This is a genomic window from Biformimicrobium ophioploci, assembly GCF_030270605.1.
GTDB classification, from domain to species: domain Bacteria; phylum Pseudomonadota; class Gammaproteobacteria; order Pseudomonadales; family Cellvibrionaceae; genus Biformimicrobium; species Biformimicrobium ophioploci.
The window spans coordinates 687,621-699,761 of the sequence record NZ_BSYJ01000001.1; the positions used below are offsets into that span (position 1 = coordinate 687,621).

General features: G+C 59.1%; 11 protein-coding genes. 5 read left to right on the forward strand and 6 right to left on the reverse strand.

Translation table 11 applies throughout. The annotated features are described in order from the left end of the window. Positions 1–9: 9 nt before the first annotated feature. Positions 10–1,434 carry an ATP-dependent RNA helicase DbpA gene (gene dbpA, locus QSJ80_RS02980; RefSeq protein WP_285762779.1) on the forward strand — a complete coding sequence of 475 codons (1,425 nt, stop codon included), beginning with the start codon at positions 10–12 and terminating at the stop codon, positions 1,432–1,434. Positions 1,435–1,459: 25 nt separating this feature from the next. Here the strand turns inward: dbpA and QSJ80_RS02985 are convergent, their stop codons facing one another. Beyond that, entirely contained in the window at positions 1,460–2,365 is a 906-nt protein-coding gene (locus QSJ80_RS02985) for a DUF1838 family protein (protein ID WP_285762780.1), read from the reverse strand. Between the two features lie 236 nt (positions 2,366–2,601). Here QSJ80_RS02985 and QSJ80_RS02990 point away from each other — a divergent pair, with 236 nt between their 5' ends. The 3 genes from QSJ80_RS02990 (at position 2,602) to QSJ80_RS03000 (ending at position 6,756) form a co-directional block, all read left to right on the forward strand. After that, positions 2,602–5,223 carry a TonB-dependent receptor gene (locus QSJ80_RS02990; RefSeq protein ID WP_285762781.1) on the forward strand — a complete coding sequence of 874 codons (2,622 nt, stop codon included), beginning with the start codon at positions 2,602–2,604 and terminating at the stop codon, positions 5,221–5,223. A gap of 76 nt (positions 5,224–5,299) precedes the next feature. Then, a complete protein-coding gene (locus tag QSJ80_RS02995; protein ID WP_285762782.1) occupies positions 5,300–5,953 on the forward strand; it encodes an NAD(P)-dependent oxidoreductase in 654 nt (217 codons plus the stop codon). A gap of 47 nt (positions 5,954–6,000) precedes the next feature. Continuing rightward, positions 6,001–6,756, forward strand: a complete 756-nt coding sequence (locus QSJ80_RS03000) for a hypothetical protein (RefSeq protein ID WP_285762783.1) — start codon at positions 6,001–6,003, stop codon at positions 6,754–6,756. Positions 6,757–6,773: 17 nt separating this feature from the next. Here the strand turns inward: QSJ80_RS03000 and QSJ80_RS03005 are convergent, their stop codons facing one another. Continuing rightward, positions 6,774–7,760, reverse strand: a complete 987-nt coding sequence (locus QSJ80_RS03005; RefSeq protein WP_285762784.1) for an alpha/beta hydrolase — start codon at positions 7,758–7,760, stop codon at positions 6,774–6,776. 154 nt (positions 7,761–7,914) lie between these two features. On the opposite strand from QSJ80_RS03005, the gene QSJ80_RS03010 reads away from it, so the two are divergent. Beyond that, complete coding sequence (locus tag QSJ80_RS03010; protein WP_285762785.1) at positions 7,915–8,619, forward strand: hypothetical protein; 705 nt, start codon at positions 7,915–7,917, stop codon at positions 8,617–8,619. Positions 8,620–8,637: 18 nt separating this feature from the next. Here the strand turns inward: QSJ80_RS03010 and QSJ80_RS03015 are convergent, their stop codons facing one another. From QSJ80_RS03015 to QSJ80_RS03030, 4 genes are all read right to left on the reverse strand, one after another. Next, a complete protein-coding gene (locus QSJ80_RS03015; RefSeq protein WP_285762786.1) occupies positions 8,638–9,447 on the reverse strand; it encodes a hypothetical protein in 810 nt (269 codons plus the stop codon). A 35-nt stretch (positions 9,448–9,482) separates the two neighbouring features. Continuing rightward, positions 9,483–10,349, reverse strand: coding sequence for an NAD-dependent epimerase/dehydratase family protein (locus QSJ80_RS03020; RefSeq protein WP_285762787.1), 867 nt, complete (start codon positions 10,347–10,349; stop codon positions 9,483–9,485). A 107-nt stretch (positions 10,350–10,456) separates the two neighbouring features. After that, positions 10,457–11,179: a DUF3108 domain-containing protein gene (locus QSJ80_RS03025; protein ID WP_285762788.1), complete on the reverse strand. Its 723-nt coding sequence runs from the start codon at positions 11,177–11,179 to the stop codon at positions 10,457–10,459. Between the two features lie 16 nt (positions 11,180–11,195). Beyond that, positions 11,196–12,092, reverse strand: a complete 897-nt coding sequence (locus tag QSJ80_RS03030) for a VOC family protein (RefSeq protein WP_285762789.1) — start codon at positions 12,090–12,092, stop codon at positions 11,196–11,198. Between the last annotated feature and the right edge of the window lie 49 nt (positions 12,093–12,141).

Here is a 12,141-nt window from a genome sequence, read left to right on the forward strand (position 1 = left end):
GTCACTGTCTTGACCGCACCCGACTCTCCTGACTCTGCCCTTGAAGGCGGGCACCCGCGCGATTTCCAGTCGCTGCCGCTGAAGGAGCCGCTGCTGCGCAACCTGGCGGACCTCGGCTATAAACGTCTCACAGAAATCCAGGCGGCGGCGCTGCCGGCGATGGTGGAAGGCAGGGATGTCATCGGCCAGGCCAAGACCGGCTCCGGCAAGACGGTGGCCTTCGGCCTCGGCCTCCTGCATAAGCTGCGCGTCGAGCAGTTCCGGGTGCAGGCGCTGGTGTTGTGCCCTACCCGGGAGCTGGCCGATCAGGTGGCGCGGGAGCTGCGCAAGTTGGCGCGCGCCATTCACAACATCAAGATCCTGACGCTTTGCGGTGGCATGCCGTTCGGGCCGCAGATCGGCTCGCTCAGGCATGGCGCACATATCGTGGTGGGGACGCCCGGCCGTATCGAGGACCACCTGCGCAAGGGCAATCTCGACCTCAGCAGTGTGGACACGCTGGTGCTGGATGAAGCAGACCGCATGCTCGATATGGGCTTCCAGGCGGTGCTGGACCAGATTCTGGCGGCGCTGCCCCGGCAGCGACAGACCCTGCTGTTTTCCGCTACCTATCCGGAAACCATTGATGCGCTGGCCACCCGGGTGCTGAGCAACCCGATCAAGGTGGAAGTCGCGACAGCGCATACCAAGAGCACCATCGAGCAGCATTACTACCGGGTGGAAAATAACGAGGCGCGGCCCGGTGCGCTTTACCAGTTGCTGGCCAATCATGATGGCGCGTCTGCGCTGGTGTTCTGCAACACCAAAAAAGAAACCGACGAGGCGGCCCAGTCGCTGAAACAGGCGGGCTTTGCCGCGCTTGCGCTCCACGGCGATATGGAGCAGAAAGACCGCGACCGCACCCTGGCCCTGTTTGCCAATGGCAGTGCCACGATCCTGGTCGCTACCGACGTGGCCGCGCGCGGGCTGGATATCGAAGAGCTGCCGGTGGTGGTGAACTATCACCTGTCCCGCGATCCTGAAGTGCATGTGCACCGGGTTGGCCGTACCGGCCGTGCCGGTCAAAAGGGGGTGGCGCTATCACTGGTGAGCAAGAAAGAGATCTACAAGCTGGAGCGACTGGAAGAACTGTTGCAGCTGTCGATCACGCTCCAGGACCTGCCCGAGCTACCGAGAGGTTTTGTGCCAACTCGCCCGCTTGTGTCCACGCTGCAGATTGATGGCGGCAAGAAACAGAAAGTGCGCGCCGGCGATGTGGTCGGTGCCCTGACCGGCGAAGGCGGCATCGACGGCACGCAGATTGGCAAGATACAGCTGTTCGACTTCTCCACCTTCGTCGCGGTAGAGCGCGCGGTTGCCAAGAAGGCCCTGAAGAAGCTTGCCGATGGCAAGATCAAGGGCCGCAAGTTCCGCGCGCGGATTGTGGGCGTCTAGGAGCGGGCGCCTAGGCCGCGCCCTTCTAGGTTGAATGCTCCGGCTTAACCTCCGGCGCTACATCCCGCGCATAGGCTTCCCAGGTACCAATCGGGAAGCCGTCATCCCAGTCCGTGCAGGGCTCCAGGTACTCCGGGTGATACCGCTCGGTATAGTCGAGCACTTTTCTGGGAACATCCACCAGGCCCTGGTTGGACTTGTGCGAGTTCATGCGCCCGAACAGCACGCCATCGATACCGCTTTGTCCCATCTTCATCCACGGCCACCAGGGCGATAAACGTGAGAAGCCGCAGCTGAATGAAGCGGATGGCGTGTCGCGATCGCTGATCTCCTTAAGCGGAGAGGAAAACGTAAAGTGCTCGGACGGGTTGATGTAGGGCCCGGTACTGGCCTTGGGCCACAACTCCGGGGTGACCGGGTTGCGGTAGCGGTGGGTGTAGTCCCACTCCAGCATCAGGTTATCGCCGAACGTCTGCCACGGCAGTATGAACGGCACGCTGCCATCTTCGTTCACAATCGCGGTGCCTTCATTCATCAGCGTGGGCGCGTCCTCGCCATCCCCCATCTGGAAGCGCGGCATGACCGGCCCCAGTTCGCCGCGTATTCGGTCATTGAGAAAGTTATAGACCTCAACGCGTTCGCCCGTATACGGGTTGAGCCAGTCGCGCAGTATGTCGCCGCTGGCGGGATCATAGAAGTAGCCGGTTTCCTTGCCGCGCAGGCGCACATTGCCGTTATCCAGCAGGCGCGCCTGAAACTGCCCGAAGCCGCAGTAGCCAAACAGCGGTTTTGCGCGGGTGTTCCCTACCAGCCCATACATCAGACCGTGAAACGCGGAGAACACTGGCTCGTCGGCGTAAGTGGCCCAGAGTTTGCCGAACGCGTAAAGATTGTCTGCAGGTGTACTGAAATCCAGTGCAGGGCTTGCCACCGGGGCCTGCATCGGGCGAATTTGATATTTGTCATTTTTCCGCAGTAAGCGCCGGAATAGATTCGAAGTACCAGTCATGGGCCTTATCCATTAGCGTTTGCGTTGAGTATTGGGTTGTGAGACTGTGTAGTCAATAAGTTGTGAATTATATGTCACAAGGCGATGCGTTAGGCAGTGGTCAGGCTTTTCGCCGGGTGAGAGAGGTACGCTTTCGATCATCTACGAGGACCAGGCCGATGTATAACTACAAGAAACAAGTACTTGCCGCCGCGATCGCGATGGCAATTTCCCCTTTAGAGCTGATTGCGCAGGCAGAGGGGGAATCTGCCCAGGCAATCGAAGAGTTGGTGGTTACGGCACGTCGTCGTAGTGAGAACCTGCAGGAAGTACCCATTGCGATTTCCCCGGTAACTTCCGAAGAGATTCGTCAGCGTGCCTACAGCGGCCTGGAAGATATTGCTGCGGCCACCTCCGGCTTTACCTATGAAGGCTTCTCCACCAGCGGTACCAACGGTAACGCGGTAATCCGTGGTATGGCGCAGACCTATACCACGGCGCGCATCCAGAATGTGGCGTTCTTTATGAACGGCATCCATCTGCAGCGCCAGAGCATGATGAACTTCGGCCTGGTGGATATGGAACGGGTGGAAGTGGTCAAGGGACCGCAGAGTGCCATGTACGGCCGCAATGCATTTGCCGGTGCGGTCAACTACGTTACCAGCGAGCCGACAGAAATCTTTGACGCAAGCATCACCGGCACCTACGGCTCCGATGAGCGCGAGGACATCAAGGTACGCGTGAGCGGCCCAATCATCCCGGATGTCCTGTACGGCAAAATCAATATTGCCGAGACCAGCTACGACGGCCACACAGACAATGACCACCCGTTTGCCGACGCCAGCGTGCCGGGCCCAAGTACCTCCGGCAACGTTGGTGGCTGGGATGACCAGACCATCGCCGCGGCACTCAAACTGACCCCGTCCAAAGACTTCACCGTAAAACTCGATTATTACAAGGCCGACATCGAACGCGAACCACAGCCTTACTACGTGATGACCGGCGCGAACAATGTGGCCTGGGGCTTTACTACCTACAGCGACATGAACTGTAACGCGGTCACGCGCATGACCACGTTTGGGGCACCGATTACCGCCAATTCCTGGTGGTGTGGTGAGGTACCGTCCATGCCCACCAGCGCGCCGGATAACTTTGCGCCGCCGCAGGCCGGTATTCCCGATGACATGGGGCATAACTCGATTACCATCGACCCGCGCTCTTATGGCGCCGTGGCGGAAACCGAGGTGGCGAGCCTGTCGTTTGAATACAAGCTCAGTGACAGCCTGACCGTGAATTACCTGTACGGCCAGACCAGTAGCGAGTCCAAAACCAACGGCGGCTCCGCCGATCGCGATCCGCTCGCCGGTGTGAGTACCTTATGGGGTATGGAACAGATGTTTATCCCGTTCCCGCCGCCCGGTACCACCATCTCCGTACCACAGATTGCGCAGACCAACAGTTTCAGTGGTCGCCCGATCTCCGAACTGGAAAGCACCTCGCATGAACTGCGCCTGGCGTTCAGTGGCGGTGCCTGGGAAGGCTCCGCGGGTATCTACTACAGTGACGTGGACGATGAAAGTTACGAGCTGACGCTCTACATGCCACTGTGTTCGGAGTTCAATTCCGGTATCGATTACGGCATTTCCGGTGAAGAAGCCTGTAGCCTGCCGGCAGATGGCAGTGTGCCGTCACCGCTGCTGGGCGCATCAGACCAGACTGCACAGATGCTGGCCCTGTGGCATGGCAGCCACGCCAAACACACCCTGTTTGATGACAAGCTGAGTGCGGTCTTTGCGGAAGTGGCTTACTCCCCGAGTAAGGCGCTGACGCTGCGTGCCGAGGCGCGTTACACCCAGGAAGACAAGAGCGTTTCCCGCCTGACCGATGGCTTCGGTATCGCGCCGGGCGGTTTTGTGCCTTCCGGAATCGTGGCGCCTGAAGACCAGGAAGACTTTTCCTACTTCTCGCCGCGCATTACTGCGGAATACAAGCTCAATCAGGATCAGTTCCTGTATGCGTCCATTGCCAAGGGTGTGAAGTCCGGTGGCTTCAACAATACTTCAGACGTGGGCCACCTCACTTATGATGAGGAACAGAACCTGACCTACGAAGTGGGTAGCAAAAACACCCTGATGGACGGTAGCCTGCAATTGAATGCAGCGCTTTACCTGATCGACTGGGATGATGTGCAGGGCTCACGTGCGCCGCACTCTGGTGGCGTTGGCGATACCCTGATCGTCGAGAACATCGGCGATGCCGAGTCCCTCGGATTCGAAGTGGATGGTCGCCTGTTGATCGGTGACAACTGGAGCACTGATTTCGCCATCGCGTGGGCAAACCCGGAGTATGACGACGGCGTAACCTACGAGGAGGGCAGCCTGTTCATCAACTACCAGTGTAATGCGCCGATCATGGCGCCGCCGATGGTGACCAGCGACTGTGGTAACGCGGACGTGGGCGGCAACCAGATGGCCCGTACTTCCGAGTGGCAGGGCAGCGTGGGTATCAACTACCGCACGCAGCTGGCGGGCGACTGGACCCTGACAGCACGCCTGGATAGCAATTATCAGTCCGAGCAGTATGTAACGCCGCTGAACCTGGCCAACACCGGTGATCGCGTGATTACCAATGCCAATATGATGCTGACCTCCGCGGAGCACTGGCGTATCAACCTGTGGGGCAAGAACATCCTCGACGAAGAATATGTCGGTGGTGTATTCGTCCTGAGCCAGTTCAGCAAGATGATCGTATCAACTGGCATCGGCCCTTCGTACGGCGCGACCATCAGCTACGATTTCTAAAATCCCCCACCACTGAGCCGGTACCTGTGCAGCGTAATCACGCACAGGTGCCGGTTTCTTCTTTTTGGAGCCTGGTATGGATACAACCCTTGCATCCGGGCACCTGCTGGTACTGGGCGCTTCCGGCCGAACCGGGCAACAGTTGGTCAGGCTTGCACTGGACGCCGGATACCGCGTGACGGCCTGTGCAAGAAAAACCGAGTCCATTCCCGGAAACCATCCGAGGCTGTGCAAGTGTGCGTTGGATATCAACGATGCAGCCAGCATTCTCGCCGCGCTGGATCCGGTACCCGATGCGGTGCTGTCGACGCTCGGGATATTCCATAAAACCGATAGCACGCCACTGGCGGACGGTACCAGAAATATTCTCTCTGCCATGCAGGATCGCGGCGTGCGCCGACTGGTGTTGATGTCCTCCCTGGGGGTGGGCGACAGCCGCGGGCAGGGCAATTTTATCGTAGCGCTGGTGAGCCGCTTTATCCTGCCTTATGTGTTGAGGGACAAGGAATTACAGGAACGACTGGTGAAGACTTCCGGCCTAGACTGGACAATCCTGCGGCCGCCACAATTGTTGCCTAGTGACCAGAGCAGGTTCTATGAAATGTGGGAGGGCGATCCACCGAAAAAGCGACTGCGCTGGAAAATTTCCACGCTCGATGCGGCGCAGGCGATGCTGAATGTTTTGAGAAGCCCCAACAGTTGTGGTCGCCAGTACCAGATTTCCTATTAACACACCTGAAAGCGGCGCAAGCATCTACTCCTGGACAGGATCAGACTATGGAAACGCAAGAGCTCGTCGATATTCAATCCGCAATCAATAATTTCGGGTGCGGCTTTGAAGAAAAGATCGTATCGGCGCTGGGGTTACAACCCGGCGAAGACTTTTCGGATGTGGCAAGTCTCACCAATGTGATGGGCCACGATTGTGGCAGTGTTCGTGTTTACCGGAATGACACTCGTGGCCTGATCGAAAAGGCCGCTTTCCTTTCCATCGGCATGATGCCCGGCATGCGGTATTTCAATATCCATATCATCCCGAAGCCGCAGTTTAATATCCCGCGTTTCAGCTTCGAGGGCATGCTCAATGCCAAGGGCAGCCAGTTGTCGGTAGACCTTTATCCGGATCTTGATGTATCCATGAACCTGGATTATTTCCATCAGCATTACCAGCGCGCGCACGTTGCCTACCAGCGCGCAAGGTTCGAAGACGATTGCCTGCACATCGAAACATCCCGCCTGATGCATATGCGCGCTGCGTGTTCGCCCTATCTGTTGCTGGCCTATGGTATCGCCCCGGACAACCTGGAAAAATTTTCAGGTTACGCGGAGGCGTACCTGGAAGACTGGCTGGCCTTATGCCGGATGGCAATGGATCTATCCGAAGAAGAAGCCACACAGAAAATTGCGCGGCGTGCGGGCATCATGCAGGCGATTATCGATGCAGACCCGGACCGGGACAAGGTGGTTATGTTGTTTGGTGAAGCGATTACGCAGCGAATCGAACAGGCCACCATGCTAGCGGACCTGCAATAAGCGGTGTTACCGGATTTCTATCTGCTGCGCCAGCCCAGCCGCGCGGGGCTGCTGTTTTGCAACAGCTGCTGCAGCTGTTCGCGATGGCCATCGTTTTCTGCTAACAGATGAATGCCGAGGAAGTGGGTGATGATTTGGCCCAGCAGTTCGCGTACTCCCTCCGCATTTTCCTCCTTCTCCAGATAGCCCCGGCCGCTGCTGCCATCTTCCGGAAAGCACATGGCGAAATGGTTGGCCTGCTGCAACAGCACCAGCAGGTTGTCTCCATTGTTGTCCGCAACGGATCGATCGAAGGTCTGCTCTATGCGCAGGGTCGAGCTGTTCGCGTCTGAGCCGTAGCGGTGTGCGCTTTCGGCAATGCAGCCATCCTGGTCACCACCGGCCAATAATACCGGAATGCCCGCGTTTACGGGCAGGAGTGTCTCCTCCGGCCAGCCGAGCAGGGTTGAGGCACCGGTATGTGCGCCGTAGCTGAACACGGCGCAGAGACCCGGTAACCAATCCCGGTTGGCATTGATCAGCGCGATGGTGCCGCCGGCGGAATGGCCGCCGAGCGCAATATGATCCAGGTCCAGCTTGCCCGCCAGAAGCGCATGGGTTTCGTTGAGGCGCCGCAGCATATCCATGAGTGGTGCCAGTGCGATGGCAGAGGGTTTCTGGCCGAAGGAGTCCGGCCGCAGTGCGTCCAGTGAGATGCCCGGGGTAACACCGAGGTAGCCCGGCATTTCCTCGGTCACCATCTGGTAGGTCACTGTGATGATACCCGCGCGAGCCAGCCTCTGCGCGAGCCAGCCGTATACAAACGGGTCGATATTGATGCCGGGCAGGAAAATAACCACCGGGAAAGGAGCCTGCGCATCGTCCGCCGGCAGCGCGCCAGTGTTGCGCTCCGCGAATGAGCCAGAATACTGCGCCGGGTAGTGGATCTTGGCGATCGCGGTATTATAGGGCGGCTCAAGCTCGTCGACGGCAAAGGCCTCAAACAGGGCACGGGTCATCTGCACTGGGTCTCTCCTCTACCGGTATCGGCCGATTCAGCGGGGCATGCTGTGCGAGTGTAGGTACACCAATACTGGCGGCGCTTGACAATAGTCAATTCCCACACGGGCGAAATCCGTAAGTTAGGGTTTTACCGGTAAAGATCTGCGGGTGCAAACTATGAAATCACGACTGTCAGGTTGGGTCCTGGGTATGACCGGGGCGCTGCTACTCACTTCCGCAGTTCAGGCCGAGGCTGTGCCACTGCAAAGCGATGCCAGTTTCTGCGCAGAGGTACAGCGCTTTATCGTGGGCACGGACCTGGACGTGAAGACCACGTTGTTCGCACCGGACACTTACGAGTCCACGTTCAAGGAGTCCAAGGCCGGTGCGCGCCCGCTCGACAGCCAGCAATATGTTGGCTATCAGCATGCCGACGGCACTGCGTCCGATTACCCGGTGACGGTATCCTGCAAGATGAAAACTGCAGAGCGGGTGCGGACCGCCTACGCCGACCAGCCGGGTGTGAAGGTGGCCGACGATGATCGCACCTGCCGTGAATGGACCGAGCTGATGGTGCAGGGCATGTACGAAAAGCTCGAAGGGCAGTATGCGGGCCAGCTGCGCGCGCGCGACAGCATCGTGGTGGTGGAAGAAGACAGTACCTACATTGGTCCGCTGTGGTTGCGACCCTTCCCTTATCAGGCCGCGGTGGCAGACGGTGAACGCCTGCTACTCGGCAGCAAGAGCCTGCATGTGGAGTATCGGCGCTTTATGCCGGTACCCCGTAGCTTCATGGGCACCCACTACTGCCATTTGATTGCGCCGGAATACCTGCAGCGCCTGCTGCTGGGCCAGGCAACGGCGCTGCCCAAACAGGATTAAGCAGCACCTAAAACCGGATCAGGCGGGCACTGCCCGCGCCATCTGCATGGCCCCCATGCGCAGGTCCAGCATGCGCGCTAGGTCATGCTTGCCGAATACCTGCTCTGCCAGTTTGTTCATCGGGTCGCGCTCATAGCACAGGCGCCTGAGTATATGGTCATTATGGCGCAGCGCATCGCGCTCTGATTCCGGCAGCCTTTCCGCATTGCGATACCAGCCAAGCCAGTGGCTCAGCATGCGCTGTGCATATTCCTCCAGGATATCGATATTCGAATCGTTCAGGTCGGCCATCAGGCTCTGCGTGGACGGGTTCACCAGCGCGCGCATGTACGGGCCGTGGCTGACAGACCACTGGAAGTTGGTGTGTCCGCGTAACGCCAGGTATTCATCGTTGATGGGCGCGTAGTATTTATCCAGGTAGGCACTATCCAGCAGCAGGTTGCGGCGCGGCATGAAATCGAAATAGAAAAATAGCTTGGGAATGGTGCCGAATACCATCACGAAGTGCGGCACGTCCGTGTCCTGTCCCAGATAGGCGGTGGCATTCATGTCCAGGATGCTGGCCTTGCGATTGCCCAGCCACGAATGCACCAGCCATTCGCAGTCGCCGCCGCTCCAGGCCTGGAAGGAACCTTCGAATTCCGCGTTGGGGGAAGTGTAGTATTTCCGGTCCGCGCAGGCCGGTTCCAGCTGCAGCCCCTGGAACTCATTGGCAATGCGGCTCTTTATATCGCTGAGGATGCCCCAGCAGCGCTCCCAGGCCTTGCTCACGTCGACATCGGGATTCTCTGCCAGGAACTGGTCAATGGTCTTGGTATCGGCATGCATTGTGTGCGTTCTCCTACGAATTGCGCGATCCGCGCTCAGGCGGGCTGGCCCTGTGCCAGGTAGGCTGCATTGGGGTCGTTATGCTGTACGCGGTATCCGCTGCTATAGATTTTTTCGGCAGAAATCTTGCGATTCGGCGCCTTGATCTGGTTGAGAAAGTCCAGTTTTTCCAGTCCCTCCGCTGCACAGATGGCATCGAATACCTGTGCGTTGGTCGCGGGAATTCGCTCGTTGTCACAGACGTTGAACACGCCGGTTAAACCCTTGTCGATGGTGTGTTCCACCGCGTTGACCACGTCTTCGAAGTGGATGGCATAAAGCAGCGCGTCCGCACCGAACAGCGCCTTGCCGCCAAAATACGAGTGTGCCAGCTTGACCCGTTCCGGGAAGCTCAGGTCACCGGGGGCGCCATACATGTCCGGGAAGCGCAGTACGCAGCCATTGGTTTGCGAAAGAATTTCCTGCTCCGCCTGCTGGTAATAAAGCGAGGAGGGTTCTTCGTGATTGCTCGTCGGGGTGTCTTCGGTAATGGCATCGCTGCCTATGCCGCCGTCACCGTAAACAGAGAATGAGGACAGGAAAATCGGCCGGCTGCAACAGCGTGCAGCACTCGCGCAGGACTCCACCAGCGTTGCGCGGTAATGCGCGTGGCGCTCTTCCGGCGTGCGGGTGTTCTTGACGTTGGGTGCCACGGTCACCACGATCACATCACAGCCGCGCGCTGCGGCAGCGACCTTATCGGACTCTTCGCCCTTCAGTACCGCGACCTCGTCGGCGAATTCCTGCAGTGCCTCGACCTTGTCGGGGGAAGTGGTGGTGCCGACCACCTTGTGGCCGCTGGCGCGCAGGATACTGCCGAGTGCCCTGCCAACATGGCCCATACCCAGAATCATGATTTTCATTATTTTGGTTCCCGGAAAGAGGGTTTAACCCCTCGATGCTAGGCGGCAGGCGGGGGCGCGCATTGATGTTTGTCAAATTGTGATTTGCGCGACGCCGGGCAGGCGCATCACTCCAGGTAATGCAGCTCGGTCAGCTCGTAGCGCGTCTGCATATAGCCTTCGGCCTCTGCGCGCAACAGCAGGTAGTCATCATCCGCAGTGCACCAGACATTGTAGGGCGGGTGTTCTTCCGGTAATCCCTCCGCGGTATCGGTGACCTGGAAATGGCGAGCCCTGAAGGTGCCGGCCTCGACGGTGATGTTGGTGTCGCCAACATAGACCAGGGAGAAGCCGATGCGAAACAGCATGGGCCCGGTTGCGCCGCGATGGTCCGGGGAGGACAGCATCATGTGCGGGAAGTGTTGTTTGCCTGGCCCCCTGGACAGGTCGTAGAGCCGCATCAGCAGGCTGTCGCCCGCAATCGGATGGCACTGCATCCACTGTACCGGTGCCTCCAGCTCGATCCTCTGGTTGAGGCGCCCGTCGCGCTGGTTATAGGTCTCGCACTCGGCGAAGGTTTCATGGAACCGGAACCAGCCGGTGCCCTCGAATTTGTCACCCACAGTGATGCGTACGGAGCAGTCCAGCGGCGCGGAATCGCTGTGGCGCAGCGCCTGCATCACATCGCGGGAGATATTTGGTGCATCGTCGATTTCACAGTGCGCCTGCAGGATATCGGTACCGTCCGGCTGCTGGGTAATGGTGAAGTACTCGCGCCCGCGTTCCTCACCGAGGCGTTCCGGCTTGCGGCTGGTGTAACGGATCTGTCCGCGGATGGTTCTGTTGGGCATAGCGCTGCGTCCGTCCTCAAGAAATGTTGTCGCGTTGCACCAGTTCGATACGCTCGCCATCGGGCCCCGAGATCATACAGCTGGGGCGGCCGTGATAGGGCGCGCAGTCGTGCCGGTAATGGTCAGCGCCTTCCGGCAGCTGATCCACCTCGAATGTGATCATGGCGATACCGCCGCCGAGGCTGTCGGGCGTGCTGCCATATTCGCTGGCGGCGGCGTCCAGGTCACTGAGCTGGTCTATCTCGATCAGCGTATTTTGTGCGAGTTGCAGCGTAGCCAGTGGATGACGTTGCTGCAGGTCGTAGCCGCGCAGCTGGTTAATGACCGTAACCCGGGTTTCAAAACTGATGCCCTGATGGTTGGCCAGTTTTTCATAGTAGCGCAGCGCACTATCCCGATTGCTGCTGGCCAGTACGGGAATAAACAGGTGGTCCACGGCGCACTGTGCGCGGGGCAGCTCGAACGGCGGCACTGCAGTGGCGATACTGGTGAGATAGAGCAGTTCCCCACCCGGCCCCTGCACCTGCGTCGCGCGTATATGCTCACTCAATTCCAGGTTGGCGGGCGCGCGCAGGATTTCGAACGGTGAACGCGCGAGGCTCGCCGCCAGCCCGTCCACTTCCTCGACCAGAATTTCCATTGCCATCCAGCCGGTGCGGGAACAGGGGCTCTCTGCCTGTGCTGCGCCGTCCTCGATCACACGCAGCCATGCCCGGCCGAGGGTATTGCCAAGCACCCAGTAACGCGTGCCCGCCAGTGCCTCGCATTGCCACTGTGCGGCAAGTGCCGCGCTGACATCCCCGCACTCCAGTACCTGGCATTGCAGGTGGCTGCAGTAATCGTCCACCAGCTGTGCTGCCTGTGCGCTCGCCAGGGTAGCGATGGTGCAGGGTCCCAGAGTGGGTGAAGTCATAGGCGGGGCCTAGTGTAATGATGCACTGTTTTCAAAGTCATAATGTTAT

Coding starts and splice junctions, on each gene's coding strand:
- QSJ80_RS03020 (WP_285762787.1), bottom strand. CDS start 10,349: ATGAAAATCATGATTCTGGGTATGGGCCATGTTGGCAGGGCACTCGGC.
- QSJ80_RS03015 (WP_285762786.1), bottom strand. CDS start 9,447: ATGCATGCCGATACCAAGACCATTGACCAGTTCCTGGCAGAGAATCCC.
- QSJ80_RS03010 (WP_285762785.1), top strand. CDS start 7,915: ATGAAATCACGACTGTCAGGTTGGGTCCTGGGTATGACCGGGGCGCTG.
- QSJ80_RS03030 (WP_285762789.1), bottom strand. CDS start 12,092: ATGACTTCACCCACTCTGGGACCCTGCACCATCGCTACCCTGGCGAGC.
- QSJ80_RS03025 (WP_285762788.1), bottom strand. CDS start 11,179: ATGCCCAACAGAACCATCCGCGGACAGATCCGTTACACCAGCCGCAAG.
- QSJ80_RS03000 (WP_285762783.1), top strand. CDS start 6,001: ATGGAAACGCAAGAGCTCGTCGATATTCAATCCGCAATCAATAATTTC.
- QSJ80_RS02995 (WP_285762782.1), top strand. CDS start 5,300: ATGGATACAACCCTTGCATCCGGGCACCTGCTGGTACTGGGCGCTTCC.
- QSJ80_RS02990 (WP_285762781.1), top strand. CDS start 2,602: ATGTATAACTACAAGAAACAAGTACTTGCCGCCGCGATCGCGATGGCA.